Here is a 20,666-nt window from a genome sequence, read left to right on the forward strand (position 1 = left end):
TTTTCAGCGGGCACGGCCTGCTGCGCGGCGCCTTGACTTCCATTCGAACATGTTTTCGAATAGAGCCATGAGATGGGAAGCGCAGGCACTGGTGCCCAATCCACCGGACACCGCAGCCGGGGCAGCTCCGGCGCTGCTTCCGCTGGCGGGACTGGTCCGCTCCGTCACCACCCCTGAGTTCGCCGGCATCACGTTCCATGAGGTCACCGCAAAGTCGGCCCTCAACAGGGTTCCGGCGGGGTCAAAGATGCCGTTCGAATGGACCGTGAATCCCTACCGCGGCTGCAGCCATGCCTGCGTTTACTGCTTCGCCCGGAAGACGCACACGTACCTGGATTTCGACGCCGGCATGGACTTTGACAGCCAGGTGGTGGTCAAGGTGAACGTCGCCGAGGTCCTCCGCAAGGAACTGAACAAGCCTTCCTGGGGACGCCATCAGGTGGCACTGGGCACCAACACCGATCCCTACCAGCGGGCCGAGGGCCGGTACCGGCTCATGCCCGGCATCATTGCCGCATTGGCGGAGTCCGGCACTCCCCTGTCCATCCTCACCAAGGGAACCCTGCTGGCCCGGGACATTCCGCTGCTCAAGAGGGCAGCCACGCAGGTGCCCGTGGGGCTGGGCATCTCCCTGGCCATGACGGACGAAGCCTTGTCGGAGGCCATCGAGCCCGGCACGCCTGGACCCAGGGCCCGGCTCAAACTCGTCTCCCGCCTGCGTGAGGCTGGACTTCCCTGCGGTGTCATGGCCATGCCCATCCTGCCGTGGTTGTCCGACAGTGACGAAGCCCTGGATGCGCTGTTCGGTTCGCTGGCGGCAGCCGGGGCAACCGGAGTGAGTGCGGGCGCCCTGTATCTGAAGCCGGGCACCAGGGAATGGTTCATGAAATGGATCGCCACCCACCACCCCGAACTCGCAGGCCGATACCGGCGGCTGTACGGGACAGGTTCCTACGCCTCCAAGGAGTACCGCACCTGGCTGGCCGGGAAGGTCAGGTATTTCAAGGCCCGGCACGGCTTCTCACATTCGGCCGGTTTCAGCCACCGGAACTTGGAGGACCCCAGGGTGGAGGAAGCGGAATATCCCGCCGGGATCATTCCCACGGCGGTACCCGGCGCCTCAGCTGGCCATCCTTCGGCGCCAGTCTTGGCGGCATCCCGGGATGGTGTGCAGGAATCGTTGTTCTAACCGGCCGTCATCCGGGCCGTCCTGATGTCTCAGGCCCTAGTCCTGCCCGGGGCCTCCGCCAGGAGCGCATCGGAAACCACGGGATCAGAACCCTGGGCAACAGAATCCAGCAGCGCGTGGACAATCGGATAATCGGCAGGGATCCACGGCAGGCCAAGAACTGCCTCCCGGTCCCCCAGGTCAACCCAGCGCAGTTCATCATGGTCCTCCAGCGGCATGGGTTCGCCGCGGGCCACTTCGGCGAACCAGACCCTCATGCTGGCCCGTTCATTGAGGGGCCAGCCGCCGGGTGTTTCCGCGGGCAGCTCTGAACCAAGGTGCACCCCGATGCCGAGTTCCTCAGCCAATTCCCGTACCAGCGCCGTCTCGGGTTCCTCACCGGGTTCCACCTTGCCGCCCGGGAACTCCCATAGCCCCGCCAGGTGCTCCGGCGCACTTCGCCGGGCCACCAGCAGCGCCGCCGGATTGGCCAGCCGGTCCACCACAGCTCCGCCCACAACCTGAATCAGTCCAGTCACCGGCTCATTCTATGGGCCACAATGGAGTGTCCGGGAACAGCAGTCCCGCCGGGGAGTCATCTCCCGCGGGAATAGGTCCTGCCCAGTATGGGTTTGCCACACCGTCCGGACCGTCCTGCCCCACCGCCGTGGCATCCGCCCTTACGATCCACGTTTCGAGAAGCAGGCATATGAGCAGCGTTCTTTCCCCGTCCACGGCTACCCGCACCAAGACACCCAACACCGGCATGGCCATCTTTGCCCTGGCCATGGGCGGGGTGGGCATCGGTGTCACCGAATTCACCATGATGGGCCTGCTGAAGGAAGTTGAGGAGGGCCTGGGGATCAGCACCCCTGAAGCCGGGCACCTCATCTCCGCCTATGCGCTGGGGGTGGTGGTGGGAGCTCCCCTCCTGGCCGCCGTCGGCGCCAAACTCCCCCGCAAGAAACTCGCGCTGGGGCTGCTGCTGTTCTTTACCGTGGCAAACCTTTCCTCATTCATTGCGCCCGACTACGGTTTAATGCTGGTGTCCCGCTTTGCCGCCGGCCTGCCGCACGGCGCGTTTTTCGGAGTGGCAGCCGTCATCGCCGCCTCCCTTGTTCCGCCGACAAGGCGGGGATGGGCCATCTCGATGGTCATGGCCGGACTCAGCGTCTCCAACGTCGTGGGAGTACCGGCCGCCACGTGGCTGGGCCAGACTTACGGCTGGCGCCTGCTGTTCGTCCTGGTCGGTGCCATCGGCCTGCTGGCGCTGGCCATGGTGTGGAAATTCGTCCCCTTCCAGCACGCGCACCCGGACGCGAGCATCAGACGCGAACTCGGCGCCCTCAAACGGCTCCAGGTATGGCTGGCCCTCCTGGTGGGCATCGTGGGTTTCGGCGGCTTTTTCGCCACCTACACCTATATCGCCCACACCATGACGGCCGTGGCCGGCATCCCGTCCACCCTGATCCCCCTGGTGGTGGCGCTCTACGGGCTTGGCATGGTGGCCGGGAACATCGTCGGCGGCAGGCTCGCCGACAAATCCGTCATGGGCACCCTGTACCGGGTCCTCCCGGCCATCGCCGCGGCCCTGGTGGTTTACGCAGTCGCCGCGCACTGGCCCTGGAGCGCCATGGTCATGGTCTTTGTGGTGGGAGCTTCCGGCTCGATGCTCATCCCTGCCCTGCAAACCCGGCTGCTTGACGCCTCACCGGATGCCCCGTCGCTGGCCTCCTCCCTCAACCACGCCGCGCTGAACGTGGCCAACGCACTGGGCGCCTTCCTCGGCGGCCTTGTCATCGCCCTCGGCTGGGGCTTCGTCGCCCCGGCCCTGGTCGGGGCTGTCCTCGCCGTCCTTGGTTTCGGCGTCGCCCTCCTCAGCGGCCTGCTCGAGCGCAAAAGGCCGCTGGCCGCCTGACCCCTTCCCGGTGCGTCCAAACGCGGGGAAGCAGGCGGTCCGCCGGGTCCTAACGATGCCGCAACGCCGCCCCTGGAGCTACTGACTTTGAGGGGGGCTTATGTTAGCTTGAGCCTCATCGGGACTATTAATCCCGGTCACAATAAGGAGGAGACATGGGTTTTCTTGCTTGGATTATTTTGGGCCTCATAGTCGGGGCCATCGTTAAGGCCGTTATGCCCGGACGGGTCGGCGGCGGCTGGGTCACCAGCCTCATCCTCGGTGTCGTTGGCGCCATTGTTGGCGGCTGGATTGGCAGCCTGCTGTTCAACAAGGGCGATCTTGCTTTCTTCGACCTCGGCACCTGGATTCTCGCTATCGTCGGTGGCCTGGTTGTCGCCGGCATCTACGGAGCAGTCGTTGGACGCGGACGGACCAGCCGCGCACCATAACCGCTCTGTCTACAACTACCCGATGGGCCCCGGACTTCCGGGGCCTTTTCTTTGGGCCCGGTCGTCGTGCCCCGGGCCCCTGCCCCGGACGCCATGCCCCGGACGCTGTGCCCGGAAGCCTCCGGGAGGAGCGGGTCCTTGACCAAGGCTCCTGCCGCCGTCGTGCGTCCTTATGTTGCTGCTTCCGGTTCCATCGGAGCCTGGACCCGGCGCTGGGAGCGGGCGCTGGCGTAGAGGCACACCGTGGCCGCGGTCCCCAGGTTGAGGCTTTCGGCGGCACCGTAGACGGGGACAGCCACCCGGTGGTCCGCCAGTTCCAGTTCCTCTGCGGACAGTCCCTGCGCCTCGTTGCCGAAAAACCACGCGGTAGGCGCGGCGAGATCGTAGACGGAGTCCGGCCCGGTACCGGTGAGCCTGCGCCGGGCGTTCTCGTCCTGCAGGACATCAAGGTCCAGCTGTCCGTAGCCGTCAGCGGCGAGGATGCCGATGCCCCGCACCCTGCAGGCCTGGGCCAGTTCCGCGGGATCCGCACCAAGTACGACGGGAAGGTGGAACAGCGACCCTGCGGTGGAGCGGACAGCCTTTGGGTTGTAGATATCCACGCTGGAGGCCGTGAAAACCACGGCGTCGGCACCGGCGGAGTCAGCCGCGCGCAGGACAGTTCCCGCGTTCCCCGGGTCCCGCACCTGGCACAGCACCGCAATCAGGCGGGGCCCGGCGTCGAGCACCTCTTCAAGGGGCACGTCCACAAACCTGCAGACGGCGACGATCCCCTGGGGGTTGACGGTGTCCGCCATGGCTGCCAGGACCTCTTCGGTGGCGAGCCGGGCGTTGGTGCCGCCGGCTAGCTCGTCGAATTCAGGAAAACGGTCAAGGCAGCTTTCGCTGGCGAAGACCTCGGTGACTATTCCGGGCACTCCCGCCGCGATCCGCTGCTGGTGGAGTTTGAGTGCCTCGCGCACGGCCTGCGGCCCCTCAGCCAGGAACTGGCCACGCTTTAAACGGGCCGGGCGCCCTGCAAGCTTTGCCACGTCCTTCACCCGATCGGCTCGGGGGTTGGACAGTGGAAAATCTTGCAGGCGCCCGGTTTCGTTCATATAAGAACTGTAGTAGCTGCTGCCACCTGTTCCTGAACAGGCCCCTCAGTCGAGGGGCGGCAAGCGGCTTGCCTAGGCTGCTGCTGCCTTCTTGGCGGAGGTGTCTGCCGGCAGGGAATCCTTGGCCACCTGGACCAGCGCGGCGAAGGCGTTGGCGTCAGAGACGGCAAGCTCGGCCAGCATACGGCGGTCGACCTCGACCTCGGCGGCCTTCAGGCCCTGGATGAGGCGGTTGTAGGTGAGGCCGTTGGCGCGGGAAGCAGCGTTGATGCGCTGGATCCACAGGCGGCGGAAGTCACCCTTCTTCTTCTTGCGGTCGCCGTAGCTGTACACAAACGAGTGCAGCAGCTGCTCTTTGGCCTTGCGGTACAGGCGTGAACGCTGTCCGCGGTAACCCTTTGCGCGTTCAAGAACAACCCGGCGCTTCTTGTGGGCGTTGACCGCCCTCTTCACACGTGCCACGTGCGTACTCCTTCGAAAATCTGATCCCAAGCATCTACTGCCGGAGTTCCGGCGGCCTGAGAATGCTGTTTGGCAGGTGACGGACCACCAGGTGGCAGCCCCTCATAGAACTTGGAAATTAGATGCCGAGCATCTTCCGGATGACCTTGGCATCGCCCTTGAAGACGATCTTGTCGCCGGCAAGGCGGCGGGTCAGGCGGGAGGACTTGTGCTCCAGGTAGTGGCGGCGGTTGGCCTGCTGGCGGCGCAGCTTGCCGCTGCCGGTCAGCTTGAAGCGCTTCTTAGCACCACTGTGGGTCTTCATCTTCGGCATGGGAACCGATCTCCTTACGTTTCTGCGGGCCCGGGGGCCGCAGTTCTATCGCGCAGCCGCCCCTGCGGGCGGCATGCTGGTTGCTGACTGCCGGGTGCATACCCCGGCAGCTGTGAACTAGTTGGTCTTCTTGCCCGCCGGCTTCGGCGCTGCCTTGGGGGCAGGGCGTGCAGCAGGCTTGGGCGCAGCAGGCCTGGCCACCGGCTTGGGCGGTGCAGGCACAGCGGCCGGCTTGGGCGCCGCAGGCGCGGCGGCTTCCGGCTTGGCGGCAGCTGCGGGCCGGGGCGCCGGAGCGGCCTTCGGTGCAGCAGCCTTGGGGGCTTCCTGCTTCGGAGCTTCCTGCTTCGGTGCAGCAGCCTTGGGGGCTTCCTGCTTCGGAGCTTCCTGCTTCGGCGCAGCAGCCTTGGGGGCCTCCTGCTTCGGAGCTTCCTGCTCCGGAGCCGCAGGCGCCTCGGTGGGGGCACTGTCCTCAACGACGGCATCCGGCTCGGTGGAGACGGTGAAACCCTCCGGCAGCAGGTCCGCCAGTGACTGCGTCATGGGGGCCTGGTCCTGGCCTGAGGTATCAACGCGGCCGGAAGCCTTGGCTTCGTTCTGCGCCTTCGCCTCCGCGCGCTGGGTGGCGCGCCGGGCTTCGGCCTTGGCCTCAGCCTTGTTCTTCAGGGGACCAACCACCATGACCATGTTGCGGCCGTCAATGCGGGGGCTGGACTCCACTACGCCAACTTCGGCGACGTCGTCGGCGAAGCGCTGGAGCAGGCGGATGCCCATCTCCGGACGCTGCTGCTCACGGCCGCGGAACTGGATCATGGCCTTGACCTTGTCCCCGGCACCGAGGAAGCGCAGGGCGTGGCCGCGCTTAGTCTCGTAGTCGTGGGTGTCGATCTTCAACCGGAAGCGGATTTCCTTCAGAACAGTGTTCGTCTGGTTCTTCCGGGCTTCACGTGCCTTGACTGCGGCCTCGTACTTGTACTTGCCGAAGTCCATCAGCTTGCACACCGGAGGCTTTGCCTGAGGTGCAACTTCAACGAGATCAAGGTCGGACTCGGCAGCCAGTCGCAGGGCATCCTCAATACGGACGATTCCTACCTGTTCACCTGCAGGGCCGACCAGCCGCACCTCGGGGACGCGGATACGCTCATTGATTCTTGGCTCGCTAATGTTAAAGCTCCTGTGTTTGTTGTTGAGTCCCGGCAAATAGAGAAGGCCCCCAATTGCCGGAGCAATCGAAGGCCTCAGATAGGTTGGCTCAGCAACCCCGAAAGGGCTGCACGTGCACAGTCCCGGCGAGTGCCGGTCCGTGCCCAACCAGGTACCCGGCAACCTTGCGTCCCCTGCAGGTTCCGAAAGGAACGCCTGGGACAGCGGCTGACGCGGGTGGGAGAGAACTCCGCTTGCAAACTGGAAGCCATTCTACAGAAAAAATTCCCGTCAACGCCGCAAAAGCGCTGTTGGGAACCTGATCGTTGGGACAATCTCTGAAATAACGCCATCCAGTCGGTCTGTGTCAAGCTTACCAGTATGAGCACTCCAGACAGTAATTCGTACGTCTTCGAGCCCGGCGACGCAGGCGCAGACGTTTCACAGCAGATCCGCGACATCTCGGAAGTCCCCGCCATCGAGGTCATCACCACGGCCGCCGTGCACCTCATGAGCGCCGCCGCGGTCAAGCTTGGCCTGGCCGCGGAGGACAACGCGGCCGAACTCAAGGACCTGGACGAGGCCCGGAAACTGATCACCGCACTGGCCGGCCTGGTCACCGCCGCCGCCCCCGAAATCGGTTCACAGCACGCCGGTCCCTTGCGCGACGGTCTGCGGTCCCTGCAGCTGGCCTTCCGCGAGGAGTCGCTGATTCCGGACGCACCGGGCAAGGGCCCAGGCGAAAAGTACACCGGGGCAGTGAACTAAGGAAAAAACCCACCCCAGCAGCGTCCGACGGCGGGACGGCCTTTCAAGGTCGTCCCGCCGTCGCGCTTTAACTCCATCGATTGCTCCGTACCTGCCGTTTTCCCAGCCCAAAACGACGTTTACGCAGCAATCGATGGGCAGGCCGGCAGGGTTCCCTGGCCGAGCTTGCGAGGTTAGGGTGCCGGTGGGGAGCAATCGATGAGGAGACGGGTATCAGGCGACGGCTTTCCGGCGGCGCTGCTGGAGGACGAGGCCCACCAGGCACAGGACGACGCCGGCGGCGCCGACCGAAACGAAGCCCCCGGACGGCCCCATGATGTCGATGAAGATGCCGGCCAGCGGCGAACCGAGGGCAACACCTGCGGTGAGGGCCGAGCCGTACCAGCCCATGGCCTCCCCCCGCCGCTCCTCGGACACCAGGTCCGCGACTTTTTCGGAGGCCGCGGAGAGTACGGGAGCGCAGAGCAGGCCCGGCAGGACGGAGACGAAAGCCAGGGTCCAGGTGTCGTGGGCAAAAGCCATGGGCAGGGTCAGTGCCGCCATTCCCAGCAGCAGGATGACAGGCGGGATGGGCCGGTGCATGGCGCCGTAGATGAGCCCGCCCACCACAGACGCGGCGCACCAGAAGACGAAGACGATGCCGATTTCACTCTGGTGTCCGCCGGTTTGCAGCGCCGCAACAATGCCGACGTCGGTGCCGCTCAACACCATGCCGGCGCCGGCGGCAACGGCGAAGAGTGCCGCGACCGTTGCGGTGAACCACGCAAAGCCGCCTGCCAGCCTTCCGCGCAGTCCCTGTGCAGCACTGCTGGCCGCCCCGGCCGGCGCCAGCTCCGCGGCCGCTTCCTGGACGTGGGCCGGCGCGGTGGAGACGACGGCGACTTCCGCTGCGTGCTGCTCATCCTCGACGCATTCGAGGGTTTGCCCCGAACTGCGGGTGGGCGGGTTGAACCACATAAGGAACAACCCTGCGAGGGACGTGGCCACGCCCACCACGGTCAACCCGGCAATGGTGAATCCACTGGTGGCCACCACAGCGCCGGCGGCAGGGCCGATCATGAAGACCATTTCCGTTGTGATGGCATCCAGGGCGAAGGCGGTGCGCCGCTGGTCGCCCTCCGCCAGGACGCCAAGGGACTGCCGGACCACGCTGAAGATGGGGAGGGTGAGCAGGCCGCCCACGAAGACCAGCGGGAGGAGCCACTGGTAGGAAACGTGCGGCACGACAGACCAAATCACCGTCTCCGAGATCACGGACGGGATAAGTGCGGTCCGCAGTCCCACGGCGTCAACGCGTCTGCCCCGCCATGGAGCGCCCAGGGCAATGCCGATCGTCATGACGGCTGCGGCGGCACCGGCAGCGGCATAGCCCTGACCCAGGGTAAGGACGATATGCAGGGTCAGGAGCACCCCGGCGGCCGAGTGCGGGATGCGGGCAATCATGCCCACCAGCAGCAGCCGGCGAATCGGCCGGATGGCGAGCAACTCCCGGTAGAGAGCGAAATTCACGAAGCGGTCCTTCAGGGTATGCCGCAGCGCTGGCGGGGATCACCCATCCGGCTGCCGCTAGTCGGGAGCGCGCCTCAGTTTGATTTCCAGGGAGTCGACGCGCTCCCCAAACAATACATTCCGTGACCACTCCGACTGCAGGCCGGCCACCAACTCCTGGACCCCGGCGGCATCCAGGCCGTCCTCGAGGTACAGCACCACCTGGAGCTCCGGCCCGGCTCCGCCGCCCGGGAGCACGGAGCCGTCGGCTGTGCTGGCCACTACTCCCCTGCCCGGCAAAAGCCGGATGCTGCGGATGGCGGCGAAACCGGAGGCCGCGCGGGACATCTCATCGGCCAGTTCGGGGTCGTTGTACGAAGGGGTCCAGCCGTGCTGCTGTGCCAGTGCCCAGACGCCGGGGCGGCGCACCACGAACGTCACGTCTGCTCCCGGGTCCAGGACCAGGAGCTCGGCGCCTTCCGCGACAGCCGACAGGGCCGCCCGTGCAGCGTACACGGCGACGGGCCGGGCCTCCGGATGCCAGGCGGCCAGGGCGGCCGCCGAGGTGAATGCGGGGAGGGCGGTCCTGCCATCGGCCGCCTTCAGCGTCACCAGGGCCATATCTGCCTGCTTGTCGGCGTGCAGCCCGTGGGCTGATTCAGCCTCTTCGGCCAGCTGCGCAACAATCGGAATGAAGACCCGTGCCGTTGCAAGGGCGGCGACGACGCCGGCTTCGTCTCCCGTCCCCTGCCGGAGCGCGGCGACAGCGGTGAGGTAGCCGGCGTCGGCCGTGCCGTCGTCGTCCTCGAAGTTGTGGATCTTCCCAGCGTCACCGGCAAGGCTGCGTCCTGCCCATGGCTGGCCCGCGGAATCCGTGGCGCCGCCGGCACCGGCCAAGGCTGCCGCGATGTGACCGGGCAGTTGGCGGGCTGCCGGGGGCCCCGGCTCTTCGAGATTAGGCATGGGTGAATAGGCCGGTTCTAGCGACGGCCGGCGACGTCGAGGGCCTCAGGCAAGGTGAAGGCGCCTGCGTACAGGGCCTTGCCCACGATGGCGCCTTCGACGCCCAGGGGGACCAGCGACCGGAGGACCTTCAGGTCATCCAGGCTGGAGATGCCGCCGGAAGCAACCACAGGCTTGCCGGTCTTTTCCACCATCTGGCGGAGGAGTTCGACGTTGGGTCCCTGCAGCGTGCCGTCCTTGGTCACGTCGGTCACGACGTAACGGGAGCAGCCGGCCTCCTCGAGGCGGCCCAGCACGTCCCAGAGGTCTCCGCCTTCCTTGGTCCAGCCCCGGCCGGCCAGGGTTGTCCCGCGGACGTCAAGGCCGACGGCGATTTTGTCGCCAAAGCGCTCGATGGCCCGCTGAGTCCACTCCGGGTTCTCCAGCGCAGCCGTCCCCAGGTTGACCCGCGCCACACCCAGGTCAAGGGCGGCCTCCAGGGTCTGGTCATCACGGAGTCCGCCGGAGAGCTCCACCTTGATGTCCAGCCGGCCCACAACTTCACGGAGCAGGTCAGCATTGGAGCCGCGGCCGAAAGCGGCGTCCAGGTCCACCAGGTGCACCCACTCGGCGCCCTGCTGCTGCCAGTTCAGTGCAGCTTCAAGGGGCGTTCCGTAGCTGGTTTCGCTGCCGGCCTCGCCCTGGACCAGCCGGACGGCCTGGCCGTTGACGACGTCGACGGCAGGCAGCAGTTCAAGTACCGGCAGGTCATGTGCGGTGGTCATACTCATCCTCGATGTTGGTTCTTCGGTTCGGGCAAAGGCTGGGTGGGGCAGGGCGTGCAGGCCGGCATGGCACTGACGCCACGGCGGCGGTCAGCCCGCCGGCAGCGTCAGCAGGTAGGCGGCGAGCAGTGACATGGCGGCCAGCACGTAGAACCCGATCTGGGTCCAGAGCGGCTTGTGCTGCTGCCGGAAGGAGATGCCGCCGCCGATGAGAATGCCGGCGAGACCCGTCAGGAGTACGGACCACATCTAGACGTCGCTGCCGGCATCCGCCGGGGCTGCAGCAGGTTGGCCGCCAACCGGCTTGCGCAGACCTTCCACCCAGTTGCGCAGGAGCCGCGCGCCGGCGTCGCCGGACTTCTCGGGGTGGAACTGGGTGGCGCAGAGGGGGCCGTTCTCGACCGCCGCGATAAACGGGCCGCCGTGTTCAGACCAGGTCACCAGGGGCGGCGCCATCCGGGGCTGGATGACGTCGAAGTTCCATTCCTGCACGCCATATGAGTGCACGAAATAGAACCGTTCGTTTTCGACGCCGGCGAAGAGTTTGGAGCCTTCCGGGACCTTGACGGTGTTCCAGCCCATGTGCGGAACCACTTCGGCGCGGAGTGCCTCGACCTTGCCCGGCCACTCACCGATGCCCTCGGCTTCGGTGCCGTGCTCCACCCCGGCTTCGAAGAGGACCTGCAGCCCCACGCAGATACCAAGCACGGGACGTCCGCCTGCCACCCGCCTGCCAATGAGCCGGATTCCATCAACGGCCTTAAGTTCGCGCATGACGGTTTCGAAGGCACCCACACCCGGGACCACCAGACCGTCCGCGTTCAGTACATCTTCAGGTTTGGCGCTGAGGATCACTTCCGCTCCGGCACGTTCCAAGGCACGTACAGCGGACCGGACGTTCCCGGAGCCGTAGTCGAGCACGGTGACTGTGGGCTTGCCCTCGGGTGAAGGCAGCCTGTGTGAAGCGGACGGGTCGATGATGGCGCCGTCCTTCAGGACCTGCCCGCTCACAGCGCCCCCTTGGTGGAGGGAATGCCCTCGACCCGGGGATCGGGTTCGACGGCGGCGCGGAGGGCGCGTGCGAAGGCCTTGAACTGTGCCTCGACGATGTGGTGCGGGTCCCGGCCGGCGAGCACGTTCATGTGCAGGCAGATACCGGCGTGCAGCGTGATCGCCTCGAAAACGTGGCGGGTCAGGGAACCGGTGAAGTGGCCGCCAATCAGGTGATACTCCTGGCCGGCGGGCTCGCCGCCGTGCACCAGGTAAGGACGCCCGGAGACGTCCACCACAGCGTTGGCAAGCGCTTCGTCCAGCGGCACGGTGGCTTCGCCAAACCGGCGGATCCCGGCCTTGTTGCCCAGGGCGGTCCGGAGGACCTCGCCGAAGGTGATGGCCACGTCCTCCACTGTGTGGTGGACGTCGATGTGGGTGTCACCCGTGGCCTTGACCGTCATGTCGATCAGGGAGTGCTTGCACAGCGCCGTGAGCATGTGGTCGTAGAACGGCACGGAGGTATCGATGTCCGATACGCCGGTTCCGTCGAGGTTGATCTCCACGAGTACGGAGGACTCGCTGGTGGCACGCTCCATACGGGCGGTCCGGGCCGCGGCCGTATTCAATCCGGTGGGACTCATGCTGAAGGATCCTTAGTGGGAGAGGAAGTGGTTCAAGGCGTCCAGCGCCGCTGTATCAAGTCTAGGCGGGAAGCGCGGCCTGGCCCGCAAGGATGCGCTCCAGGGATGTAAGGAAGGTTGTGGTTTCCGCCTCAGTGCCTGCAGTGACCCGAAGGTGGCCGGGAATTCCCACGTCGCGGATGAGCACCCCCGCATCCAACAGCTCCTGCCAGACCTGGTGCGGGTTTTCCAGGCCGCCAAAGAACACGTAGTTGGAGTCCGACGCGGCCGGGGTAAGGCCCATCCGGGTCAGTTCCGTCACGATCCGGTCGCGCTGCTTCTTGATGTCCTGGACATCAGCCATCAGCGCTTCACGGTGTTGGAGGGCGGCCAGGGCCGTCGCCTGGGTGATCGCGGACAGGTGGTACGGCAGGCGTACCAGCCGCAGCGCGTCGGTGACCTCCGGGGCGGCCGCCATGTAGCCAAGCCGGGCGCCGGCCAGGGCGAAGGCCTTGCTCATGGTCCGGGAAACGATGAGCCGCTCCCGTCCAGGCAACAGGGTCAGGGCACTGGGAGTCCCGTCGTGCGCGAACTCGTGGTAGGCCTCGTCGACGATCACAATGGCCTGGCTTGCCTCGCCGGCCTCATACACAGCCTCAACGACATCCAGTCCCAAGCCGGTCCCGGTGGGATTGTTGGGCGAGCAAAGAAACACGATGTTCGGCTGCAGTTCCTTGACCTGCCGGGCGGCGGACTCTGCGCTCAGGTCATAGCCTTCCGCGCGTTGACCGGTGATGTATGCGGTGTCCGTTCCGCTGGCCAGCAGGGGGTACATGGAATACGTGGGCGGGAAGCCGAGCGCGGTGCGCCCCGGCCCGCCAAAGGCCTGGAGGATCTGCTGCAGGACTTCATTGGAGCCGTTGGCTGCCCAAAGGTTGGTTTCATCGAGCCCGTGGCCCAGGTATTCCGCCAATGCTTTCCGCAGTTCGGTGAACTCCCGGTCCGGATAGCGGTTGAGCCCCGCGGCAGCCTCCGTAACTGCGGCGCTGATGGCGGCACGCACGTCTGCAGGAACACCATGGGTGTTCTCATTGACGTTCAGCAGGATGGGGACGTCCAGCTGGGGTGCTCCGTAAGGGGTCAGCCCGCGAAGATTGCTGCGGAGGGGAAGCCGGTTCAGACGTTCTAGCTGGTCGTTCACCTGAACAGTTTAGTTGCCGGGGCAACCACCGGAAAATGTGACGGGTGCTGTTCGCCAAGGGCGTGGCGGGCAATAGGCCGGGTTTCTTCCGGGACCAACACCTGCATCCCGCTTAGCGCGTGGGGACGAAGAGTTGCTGGCCAGGCAGGACGGCGCCGGCGGAAAGGTTGTTGAGCTGGACGATATCTGCCACCACGTCCCGTGCATCCCGGTCCGGAGCAACGGCCCCGGCGATTGACCACAGCGACTGCCCGGCCTGCACCGTTACCGTGACCGTGGGCGTTACGGCCAGGTCAGCAGCGGAATCGGACGCTTTGGCCGGCGAGTTGAAGAGTCCGGACAGGGACACCAGCAGGACGGCGAGAAGTACTAGAGGCACTCCGATCAGGACGATCTGCCCCCGCCGCGTGAGCCGCAAAGGCGATGCTGATGGGCCGCCGCTCTTTGCAGAAATCGAGCGCTTTGAAGTCTTCCGCCCCCGCAGGGAAACCGGCTGCGGGAGTGAAACCTGATGAAGAGATATAGCTGACATGAACTGAGCCCTCCTGGACCTGCCGTGCTGCCCGGGTGTCCACCCATCCAACTGCCCCTCGAAGTGTCCCGTGGCCGCCAACCGCTTCCGGCCACGTCTTCGAATAGGGCAAGCACTGGTTAGAACACATGTTCGAACTTTGCTTGTTAAGTTTTAGCACCTATCAACGAATAATGTCGAGACTCGCTAGAACAAATGTTTGAAAAACCCATGTGGCTGGCCTAGTTTTGAAACCAAAGAACAACCACCACTGAAGTTGATCAGCAGGGTCTGACAATGACAGTGGAAGTCCTTCCGGTGGCGCTGCGGAACAGCGCCGGGCGGAAGGTCCGGCGGCAAGCGAAAGGCATTGGCGAATATGGCAGCAGCAGCCGCCGGGGGCAGGACCGCCCCGCAATCGAAGAAGACCGCCAAGGGTTTGACGCCGCGGCAGAAGAAGATCCTCGAAACGATCCAGCGCTCAGTCAATGAAAATGGCTACCCGCCCTCCATGCGCGAGATCGGCGACACCGTGGGCCTGGCGAGCCTGTCCAGCGTGACCCACCAGCTCTCGCAACTGGAAAAGCTGGGTTACCTGCGGCGCGATCCCAAGCGGCCGCGCGCCATGGAAGTCCTGATGCCGCTCACGTTGGACGGCGGCGGCAAGGCAGCAGGCACATCTCCTGCTCCCCAGGCCCATGGCAGCGGAGCCACGGTGACCGAACTCCCCACCGCCCTTGATACGGCCATGGTTCCGTTGGTCGGCCGGATTGCTGCCGGCGGCCCCATCCTCGCCGAGCAGCTCGTCGAAGACGTCATGCCGCTCCCCCGCCAGCTCGTTGGCCAGGGCGAACTTTTCATGCTCCGGGTGGCAGGCGATTCCATGGTGGACGCGGCCATCTGTGACGGTGACTGGGTGGTGGTGAGGCGCCAGGCGGACGCCGCCAACGGGGACATTGTTGCGGCTTTGCTTGATGACGAGGCAACCGTCAAGACGTTCCGTCAGCGCGACGGCCACACCTGGCTGCTCCCCCAGAACACCCAGTACGAACCCATCCTGGGAGACCACGCCACCATCATGGGCAAAGTGGTCTCGGTCCTGCGTTCCCTTTAGCCGTTCCTTTTGGCTAAGGATCCACTGGCCACGTTCACTTTAGCCAACGGTCCGTCGGTTTACCGGGTGTTATCCCTGGACACCAGCTATCTGGCCGCGTCCGCCCCAAGCCGGGTCAACGCGGCCAGTGCCTTACTGCGGTCCGTGGTGGCCCAGAACGGCGGGAGCGCTCCCCGCAGGAAGCCTGCATAGCGCTCTGTCGCCAGTCGGGAATCCAGAACGGCCACCACACCTTTGTCTCCAGTGGACCGGATCAGCCGGCCGGCGCCCTGGGCCAGCCGGATGGCAGCGTGCGTGGCCGACACCGACATGAAGCCGTTCCCGCCCGCCTGCGCCACGGCACGGGAACGCGCCGTCATCAGCGGATCGTCCGGCCTGGGGAACGGTATGCGGTCGATCACCACCAGGCGGCAGGAGCCTCCCGGAACGTCAACTCCCTGCCACAGGGACATCGTCCCGAAAAGGCAGGTGTCCGGTTCGTCCGCGAACTGCTTGACCAGGGCTGTCATGGTCGATTCACCCTGGCAGAGTACAGTCACATCGAGCTTGGGCCGGAGGGCGTCGGCGGCCTCTTCAGCCGCCCGGCGCGACGAAAACAGGCACAGTGCACCCCCGCCCGACGCTTTGATGAGCGCCTCCAGTTCCGCCAGCGCCTCCGGGGAAACGCCGCGGCCGGGTTTTGGCAGGTGGCCGGCCACATAAAGGATCCCCTGTTTGGGGTAATCGAAGGGCGAGCCGACATCCACGCCTGTCCAACTGGGTGCGCCCTCACCGATGAGGCCCAGTCCCCCGGCCGCGGGCTCAAAAGCGGAACCAATCGCCAGCGTCGCGGAGGTCAACACGACGGTGTGGTCGGCGAAAAGCCCTTCCCGCAACCTGCCCGCGACGGAAAGGGGTGCGATGTTGATCAGCACCGGCGCGCTGTCATCGGGCTGCGTGTATCCCTGTCCTGGATCGAATGTGCCGGCCCGGGAAAACCAGACAACTTCCCGGTTTTCCCGGGCAGCGATCAGCCGCTCGCACAATTCCAGGATGAGCATGAGGCGGGACCGCGACAGCTGCCGGCCGCCGTCGGCAGTGGTGTTGCTGTCCCCCTTGGAATCTGACAACGCGGCGCGGCAGGCCTCCCGCAGCTGGTCGATGCAGTCCAGCTGTTCGTCGTTCAGGCCGTTGGGGAGCAGGCCGTTCGGGGCGCCTGCAAGGGCCAGCTCAAGGTTCTCGGCTGCAGCGCTCAGTGCGTCAACGGTGATCGCCGTATGCTTGCGCGCGCCGGACGCGGCAGCGTGGACCATCGCCACGGACAGCTGTCCGGACACGGCGCCGGTAACCCGGTCCTGGAGCTCGTGGGCTTCATCCACCACCACGACGTCATACTCGGGCAGGACTGCAAGCCCTTCGAAAGCACTGACGGCGAGCATGGCATGGTTGGTCACCACCACGTCTGCCTCGGCTGCGTCCTGCCGCGCCAGCTCGCTGAAGCACTCGGCGGCCATGGGGCATTTCTGGGCGCCCAGGCACTCCATGGAGGTAACGGACACCTGTCGCCAGGCACGGTCTGTCACGCCGGGGAGGAGCTCGTCCCGGTCGCCGGTGGCCGTTTTCTCCGCCCACTCGCGGAGCCGCACCACTTCCTTGCCAAGCTGCGAGGAGGGTCCGCCCACGGACGCGGCGAAGTGCGGGACGCTGGTGTCTTCGCCCAGGGAAAAGAGCTGCCCTTCGGAGGGCTCCTCGGAAGGGAAGCCGCCTTCGAGTTTGTGGCGGCAGACGTAGTTGGACCGTCCCTTCACCAGGGCAACCTTGACGGGCCGTTCCAGGGCAGGGGTGATGTTCTTCAGCAGCCGTGGCAGGTCCCTGCCAACAATCTGCGTCTGCAGTGCCAGCGTTGCCGTGGACACCAACGCCGGCTTGTTGCTCTCAAGGGCGTGGGCGATCAGCGGCACCAGGTAGGCCAGAGACTTTCCTGTGCCGGTGCCGGCCTGGACCAGCAGGTGGTTGCCCGTTTCGATGGCCCGGGCCACCTGCCGGGCCATTTCGTGCTGTCCGGTGCGGCTTTGTCCTCCCATACCCGCGACGGCACGGTCGAGCAGTTCAATGACGAACTGCTCGCCGTCCGTCTGCGGGGCTTCGCCGGCCGCGGGATCACTCATTGACGACGAATGGTTCCAGTTCGGACGCCAGGCCCTCGCGGACCTTCACCTCAGCCCTGGTCCCTGCCTCAACGTGGTCCACGTTGAGGATTTCGGCGTCGGACTCGTGGAGCTTGCTGATCAGGTCTCCGCGGTCGTAAGGGATGAGCACGTCCATCTTGACCGAGGGCCGGGGAATCGATTCGCTGATGGCCTTCAGCAGTTCGGGAATGCCCTCACCGGTGCGGGCGGAGACCACCACGTGGCGTGGCTCGCGCTGCTTCAGACGCTCCACCACGAAGGGGTCGGCCGCATCGGCCTTGTTCAACACGATGATTTCCGGCACCTTGCGGGCATCAACTTCGCTGAAGACCTTCCGGACGGCAGCGATCTGTCCTTCGGGATCGGGATGCGAAACGTCCACCACGTGCAGGATCAGGTCCGAGTCCGCCACCTCCTCGAGGGTGGAGCGGAAGGCCTCCACCAGCTGGGTGGGCAGCGAGCGGACGAATCCGACAGTGTCCGCCAGGGTGTAGCCGAGGCCGTCCGCGGTTTCCGCCTTGCGGACGGTGGGATCCAGGGTGGCGAACAGCGCGTTCTCCACCAGGACTCCGGCGTCCGTAAGCCGGTTGAGGAGGGAGGATTTTCCGGCGTTGGTGTACCCAGCAATGGCCACGGAGGGCACTTCATTACGACGGCGGTTGGCCCGTTTGGTCTCGCGCGCCGGCTTCATCGCGGCGATTTCACGCCGCAGCTTGGCCATGCGGGTACGGATCCGGCGCCGGTCCAGTTCGATCTTGGTCTCACCGGGGCCACGGGAGCCCATGCCGGCGGCAGCGCCGCCCACCTGGCCACCGGCCTGGCGGGACATCGACTCGCCCCAGCCGCGCAGGCGGGGAAGCAGGTATTCCAGCTGCGCCAGCTCCACCTGGGCCTTGCCTTCGCGGCTCTTGGCGTGCTGGGCGAAGATGTCAAGGATCAGGGCCGTACGGTCGATGACCTTGACCTTGACGATGTCCTCAAGGCCACGGCGCTGGGAAGGCGCCAGTTCAGCGTCCACCACCACGGTGTCCGCACCGGTGGACATGACGATTTCCTTGAGTTCGAGTGCCTTGCCTGAACCCAGGAAGGTTCCCGGGTCCGGCTTGTCGCGGCGCTGCACCAGCCCGTCCAGGACTTCGGAGCCGGCGGTCTCGGCGAGGGCTGCCAGCTCACGCAGTGAGTTTTCGGCGTCCGCTAGGGTGCCCTCGGACCACAGACCGGCCAGGACCACGCGCTCCAGGCGGAGCTGGCGGTACTCGACTTCGGTGACGTCTTCGAGTTCGGTGGACAGGCCTGCCCTTCGGCGCAGCGCGCGCCGTTCCTCGAGGTCCTGCTGGTCGCCGTCGTAGGTTGAGTGTTCTTCGTCGAGGCGGGAAATTGCCTGTGCCTTGCCGAGCACCGCTTTTCCATTGCCGCTGCCCTCACCGGCGGGCGTGCTGACATTCTTGGCCGGGACGTCCTTGGCGAGGATCCGGTCGATGACAGCCTGGATCTCCTGCGGACTCATGTCCTGGGCGGCTGGATCGGAACCGGTGTTGGGCTGGCTGGTCATGGTCTCCTTTGAAGATTCGGCAATTCCAGAATAGTGCTGATTGGTTGGAAGTTGGAACGTATTCGCGCTGGGCTGACGGCCTGCGGTCATGCAATACTCCTGTTTTTGTGGCGGCCGGCGGCTATGCCGGGGCCGGGGATGCCGCGTCAGGACGGCGGCAGGGCAAAATGGGGCCGGAAAACAGCGGGAAGTGCAGCAGGAGGCTGACTTTCGAGTATCGTCCGGCTGCCGGGACAGACAGTTGGGTCTGGCCGGTGCACAAGCGGAAGGCTTAAAACCTGCATCGCTGCGGAACGGGCTGTCACTGGAGGACAGGCTGCGGGACGGGCATGGCCCGTGCCGGCTACTCGAAGATCAGGAACATGCGATGCAGCCTAGCAGAGCGGGTTTTGCACGGTTTCCCATTACGCTGCAAGGGGAACTACTCTGGCCAGTTATGGAGTCCGCACACTATTTCAGCACGTCCCCCGCCGGCCCCTTCACCCGGAAGCCCCTGACCGTGGAGTTGGCCGGTGAAACGCGCAGGCTCCAGACTTCCACGGGCATCTTCAGCCCGGACGGGATCGACAAGGGTACAGCGGTGCTCCTGGCCGAAGTTCCGGCGCCGCACCCCACGGGAAACCTGCTGGATATCGGATGCGGCTGGGGTCCCATCGCGCTCACCATGGCCCTGCTGGCGCCCGGGTCAAAGGTCTATGCTGTGGATGTCAACGAACGCTGCGTCACCCTCACCAACGAAAACGCCGCTTCACTGGGACTGTCCAACGTCGTGGCCAGCACTCCCCAGGAGGTAGACCCCGACCTGCGGTTCGACACCATCTGGTCCAACCCGCCCATCAGGATCGGCAAGGACGAACTGCACGCGCTGCTCAAGCTGTGGCTTCCGCGCCTGGCAGAGGGCGGGACTGCATGGCTGGTTGTGCAGAAGAACCTGGGCTCGGACTCCCTGCAGCGCTGGCTGGCCGCTGAACTGGACAGTTCCTTCAGCGTGACGCGCGAGTCCACGTCAAAGTCCTTCCGGATCCTGAAGGTTACGAAAGCGTCCCGCTCGCAACAATAACGGCGGGGCCGCTGAGTTCCACGTGCTCATGGCCGCCGGGGCCGGCAAAGAACTTCACGCCCACCACACCGCCAGGAACGTGGACCCGCCAGGCATCGGGGGCTTCCGCTCCGGCCCAGTGCCGGATGGCCACGGCTGCGGCGCAGGCCCCGGTTCCGCAGGACTGGGTCTCCCCCACACCGCGTTCGTGCACCCGCATGGTCACAGAGCCCACACCTTCATGGACCAGCGGCTCCGCGGGGACCACGAACTCCACGTTGGTCCCGTTGGGGGGTACCGGATCGACCTTGGGTGCGGTGAAGAGCCGGGTACCTTTGAGTTCGTCCAGTTCCGCGAGGGCCACCACCGTGTGCGGGTTCCCCATGCTCACGGACAAGGCAGGACGGGCAACTTCCAGTCCGTCGGCGGTGACCAGGGAATCCATGGCCTTGGCGCTTGCCTCCCCGGGGAAGATGAACTCCCAGGGGCCCATGTCCACGGCATACCCGTTTCCTGTCCGGACCACGGTCTTTACCCCGCCGCGGGTGCCGATGGTGAGCGATCCGCCGTCGGGCAGATCGATCAGGCCCTCGGACCGCAGGAAATGGACGAACACCCTGACCCCGTTGCCGCACATTTCAGACAGTGAGCCGTCGGCGTTGCGGTAGTCCATGAACCATTCCGCGTCCGGTGCTTCGGCGAGCAGTTCCCGGCCCTCGGGCAGGAAACGGGAAGGGACCGCACGGATCAGGCCGTCGGCGCCGATCCCCCGGTGCCGGTCGCAGAGCGCGGCGGCCTGGTCCGCGCCGATGGCCTGGGCGCTTTCAGGGTCGGCCACCAGGACGAAGTCGTTGCCGGTCCCGTGCCCCTTGGAAAAGCGGAGCCCGCTCAGCGTGTGCAGGACGGGTCCGGTGGTTTCGGCGGGGGTTGCATTCATGGTCCCAAGCGTAACGGCG

Annotated in this window: 22 protein-coding genes; 6 read left to right on the forward strand and 16 right to left on the reverse strand. The window is 65.8% G+C overall.

All coding sequences use genetic code 11. The annotated features are described in order from the left end of the window. Positions 1 to 67: 67 nt before the first annotated feature. Positions 68 to 1,189 (forward strand): Rv2578c family radical SAM protein, encoded by a 1,122-nt coding sequence (locus ASG86_RS19125; RefSeq protein ID WP_056338273.1) that lies wholly within the window; start codon positions 68 to 70, stop codon positions 1,187 to 1,189. Between the two features lie 29 nt (positions 1,190 to 1,218). Here ASG86_RS19125 and ASG86_RS19130 read toward each other — a convergent pair whose 3' ends face one another. Next, positions 1,219 to 1,707 (reverse strand): (deoxy)nucleoside triphosphate pyrophosphohydrolase, encoded by a 489-nt coding sequence (locus tag ASG86_RS19130; protein ID WP_056338276.1) that lies wholly within the window; start codon positions 1,705 to 1,707, stop codon positions 1,219 to 1,221. Between the two features lie 170 nt (positions 1,708 to 1,877). Here ASG86_RS19130 and ASG86_RS19135 point away from each other — a divergent pair, with 170 nt between their 5' ends. Continuing rightward, positions 1,878 to 3,086: an MFS transporter gene (locus tag ASG86_RS19135; protein WP_056338279.1), complete on the forward strand. Its 1,209-nt coding sequence runs from the start codon at positions 1,878 to 1,880 to the stop codon at positions 3,084 to 3,086. Positions 3,087 to 3,241: 155 nt separating this feature from the next. After that, positions 3,242 to 3,517 carry a GlsB/YeaQ/YmgE family stress response membrane protein gene (locus ASG86_RS19140; RefSeq protein ID WP_056338282.1) on the forward strand — a complete coding sequence of 92 codons (276 nt, stop codon included), beginning with the start codon at positions 3,242 to 3,244 and terminating at the stop codon, positions 3,515 to 3,517. Between the two features lie 170 nt (positions 3,518 to 3,687). On the opposite strand, the gene ASG86_RS19145 is transcribed toward ASG86_RS19140, so the two are convergent. The 4 genes from ASG86_RS19145 to infC all read right to left on the reverse strand — a co-directional run bounded on the left by ASG86_RS19145 (position 3,688) and on the right by infC (position 6,508). Then, positions 3,688 to 4,614 carry a TrmH family RNA methyltransferase gene (locus ASG86_RS19145; RefSeq protein WP_056338285.1) on the reverse strand — a complete coding sequence of 309 codons (927 nt, stop codon included), beginning with the start codon at positions 4,612 to 4,614 and terminating at the stop codon, positions 3,688 to 3,690. A gap of 72 nt (positions 4,615 to 4,686) precedes the next feature. Then, positions 4,687 to 5,076, reverse strand: a complete 390-nt coding sequence (rplT, locus tag ASG86_RS19150; protein ID WP_018771574.1) for a 50S ribosomal protein L20 — start codon at positions 5,074 to 5,076, stop codon at positions 4,687 to 4,689. Between the two features lie 118 nt (positions 5,077 to 5,194). Further along, positions 5,195 to 5,389: a 50S ribosomal protein L35 gene (gene rpmI, locus ASG86_RS19155; protein WP_009358635.1), complete on the reverse strand. Its 195-nt coding sequence runs from the start codon at positions 5,387 to 5,389 to the stop codon at positions 5,195 to 5,197. A 117-nt stretch (positions 5,390 to 5,506) separates the two neighbouring features. Further along, complete coding sequence (gene infC / locus ASG86_RS19160; protein ID WP_056338288.1) at positions 5,507 to 6,508, reverse strand: translation initiation factor IF-3; 1,002 nt, start codon at positions 6,506 to 6,508, stop codon at positions 5,507 to 5,509. A 402-nt stretch (positions 6,509 to 6,910) separates the two neighbouring features. Here infC and ASG86_RS19165 point away from each other — a divergent pair, with 402 nt between their 5' ends. Beyond that, a complete protein-coding gene (locus ASG86_RS19165) occupies positions 6,911 to 7,297 on the forward strand; it encodes a DUF1844 domain-containing protein (protein WP_056338291.1) in 387 nt (128 codons plus the stop codon). Positions 7,298 to 7,510: 213 nt separating this feature from the next. On the opposite strand, the gene ASG86_RS19170 is transcribed toward ASG86_RS19165, so the two are convergent. The 8 genes from ASG86_RS19170 to ASG86_RS19200 all read right to left on the reverse strand — a co-directional run bounded on the left by ASG86_RS19170 (position 7,511) and on the right by ASG86_RS19200 (position 13,780). Continuing rightward, positions 7,511 to 8,806, reverse strand: coding sequence for an MFS transporter (locus ASG86_RS19170; RefSeq protein ID WP_056338294.1), 1,296 nt, complete (start codon positions 8,804 to 8,806; stop codon positions 7,511 to 7,513). Positions 8,807 to 8,863: 57 nt separating this feature from the next. Continuing rightward, positions 8,864 to 9,748, reverse strand: coding sequence for an SseB family protein (locus tag ASG86_RS19175; RefSeq protein WP_056338296.1), 885 nt, complete (start codon positions 9,746 to 9,748; stop codon positions 8,864 to 8,866). 17 nt (positions 9,749 to 9,765) lie between these two features. After that, positions 9,766 to 10,512 carry a bifunctional 1-(5-phosphoribosyl)-5-((5-phosphoribosylamino)methylideneamino)imidazole-4-carboxamide isomerase/phosphoribosylanthranilate isomerase PriA gene (gene priA, locus ASG86_RS19180; protein ID WP_056338299.1) on the reverse strand — a complete coding sequence of 249 codons (747 nt, stop codon included), beginning with the start codon at positions 10,510 to 10,512 and terminating at the stop codon, positions 9,766 to 9,768. A gap of 90 nt (positions 10,513 to 10,602) precedes the next feature. Further along, complete coding sequence (locus tag ASG86_RS20835) at positions 10,603 to 10,761, reverse strand: hypothetical protein (RefSeq protein ID WP_200946297.1); 159 nt, start codon at positions 10,759 to 10,761, stop codon at positions 10,603 to 10,605. Then, positions 10,762 to 11,523: an imidazole glycerol phosphate synthase subunit HisH gene (hisH, locus tag ASG86_RS19185; RefSeq protein ID WP_056338302.1), complete on the reverse strand. Its 762-nt coding sequence runs from the start codon at positions 11,521 to 11,523 to the stop codon at positions 10,762 to 10,764. Further along, the gene (gene hisB / locus ASG86_RS19190; protein ID WP_056338305.1) at positions 11,520 to 12,146 is read right to left on the reverse strand and encodes an imidazoleglycerol-phosphate dehydratase HisB; all 627 of its coding nucleotides are present in this window, start codon (positions 12,144 to 12,146) and stop codon (positions 11,520 to 11,522) included. The genes hisH and hisB overlap by 4 nt, the downstream gene beginning before the upstream one ends. Positions 12,147 to 12,207: 61 nt before the next feature. Further along, positions 12,208 to 13,326, reverse strand: a complete 1,119-nt coding sequence (locus ASG86_RS19195) for a histidinol-phosphate transaminase (protein WP_056338308.1) — start codon at positions 13,324 to 13,326, stop codon at positions 12,208 to 12,210. Between the two features lie 112 nt (positions 13,327 to 13,438). Next, positions 13,439 to 13,780 carry a LysM peptidoglycan-binding domain-containing protein gene (locus ASG86_RS19200; protein WP_056338716.1) on the reverse strand — a complete coding sequence of 114 codons (342 nt, stop codon included), beginning with the start codon at positions 13,778 to 13,780 and terminating at the stop codon, positions 13,439 to 13,441. A gap of 436 nt (positions 13,781 to 14,216) precedes the next feature. Between ASG86_RS19200 and lexA the strand changes: the two genes are divergently transcribed. Further along, positions 14,217 to 14,951, forward strand: coding sequence for a transcriptional repressor LexA (gene lexA / locus ASG86_RS19205; RefSeq protein ID WP_056338313.1), 735 nt, complete (start codon positions 14,217 to 14,219; stop codon positions 14,949 to 14,951). A gap of 86 nt (positions 14,952 to 15,037) precedes the next feature. Here lexA and ASG86_RS19210 read toward each other — a convergent pair whose 3' ends face one another. Together ASG86_RS19210 and hflX are read right to left on the reverse strand one after the other, a co-directional pair. Further along, a complete protein-coding gene (locus ASG86_RS19210; RefSeq protein WP_056338316.1) occupies positions 15,038 to 17,098 on the reverse strand; it encodes an ATP-dependent DNA helicase in 2,061 nt (686 codons plus the stop codon). Continuing rightward, the gene (gene hflX / locus ASG86_RS19215; RefSeq protein ID WP_056338319.1) at positions 17,091 to 18,671 is read right to left on the reverse strand and encodes a GTPase HflX; all 1,581 of its coding nucleotides are present in this window, start codon (positions 18,669 to 18,671) and stop codon (positions 17,091 to 17,093) included. Before hflX ends, ASG86_RS19210 begins: the two co-directional genes overlap by 8 nt. A gap of 436 nt (positions 18,672 to 19,107) precedes the next feature. Between hflX and ASG86_RS19220 the strand changes: the two genes are divergently transcribed. Next, positions 19,108 to 19,731, forward strand: coding sequence for a class I SAM-dependent methyltransferase (locus ASG86_RS19220; protein ID WP_056338322.1), 624 nt, complete (start codon positions 19,108 to 19,110; stop codon positions 19,729 to 19,731). On the opposite strand, the gene dapF is transcribed toward ASG86_RS19220, so the two are convergent. Next, positions 19,703 to 20,647 carry a diaminopimelate epimerase gene (gene dapF, locus ASG86_RS19225; protein WP_056338721.1) on the reverse strand — a complete coding sequence of 315 codons (945 nt, stop codon included), beginning with the start codon at positions 20,645 to 20,647 and terminating at the stop codon, positions 19,703 to 19,705. The two genes, ASG86_RS19220 and dapF, sit on opposite strands and share 29 nt — an antisense overlap. Positions 20,648 to 20,666 lie beyond the last annotated feature (19 nt).

The sequence above is a fragment of the Arthrobacter sp. Soil764 genome, assembly GCF_001428075.1.
Taxonomy (GTDB): Bacteria; Actinomycetota; Actinomycetes; order Actinomycetales; family Micrococcaceae; genus Arthrobacter.

Coding starts and splice junctions, on each gene's coding strand:
- ASG86_RS19125 (WP_056338273.1), top strand. CDS start 68: ATGAGATGGGAAGCGCAGGCACTGGTGCCCAATCCACCGGACACCGCA.
- ASG86_RS19135 (WP_056338279.1), top strand. CDS start 1,878: ATGAGCAGCGTTCTTTCCCCGTCCACGGCTACCCGCACCAAGACACCC.
- ASG86_RS19140 (WP_056338282.1), top strand. CDS start 3,242: ATGGGTTTTCTTGCTTGGATTATTTTGGGCCTCATAGTCGGGGCCATC.
- ASG86_RS19145 (WP_056338285.1), bottom strand. CDS start 4,614: ATGAACGAAACCGGGCGCCTGCAAGATTTTCCACTGTCCAACCCCCGA.
- rpmI (WP_009358635.1), bottom strand. CDS start 5,389: ATGCCGAAGATGAAGACCCACAGTGGTGCTAAGAAGCGCTTCAAGCTG.
- ASG86_RS19165 (WP_056338291.1), top strand. CDS start 6,911: ATGAGCACTCCAGACAGTAATTCGTACGTCTTCGAGCCCGGCGACGCA.
- ASG86_RS19175 (WP_056338296.1), bottom strand. CDS start 9,748: ATGCCTAATCTCGAAGAGCCGGGGCCCCCGGCAGCCCGCCAACTGCCC.
- priA (WP_056338299.1), bottom strand. CDS start 10,512: ATGACCACCGCACATGACCTGCCGGTACTTGAACTGCTGCCTGCCGTC.
- ASG86_RS20835 (WP_200946297.1), bottom strand. CDS start 10,761: ATGTGGTCCGTACTCCTGACGGGTCTCGCCGGCATTCTCATCGGCGGC.
- hisB (WP_056338305.1), bottom strand. CDS start 12,146: ATGAGTCCCACCGGATTGAATACGGCCGCGGCCCGGACCGCCCGTATG.
- lexA (WP_056338313.1), top strand. CDS start 14,217: ATGGCAGCAGCAGCCGCCGGGGGCAGGACCGCCCCGCAATCGAAGAAG.
- ASG86_RS19210 (WP_056338316.1), bottom strand. CDS start 17,098: ATGAGTGATCCCGCGGCCGGCGAAGCCCCGCAGACGGACGGCGAGCAG.
- hflX (WP_056338319.1), bottom strand. CDS start 18,671: ATGACCAGCCAGCCCAACACCGGTTCCGATCCAGCCGCCCAGGACATG.
- ASG86_RS19220 (WP_056338322.1), top strand. CDS start 19,108: ATGGAGTCCGCACACTATTTCAGCACGTCCCCCGCCGGCCCCTTCACC.
- dapF (WP_056338721.1), bottom strand. CDS start 20,647: ATGAATGCAACCCCCGCCGAAACCACCGGACCCGTCCTGCACACGCTG.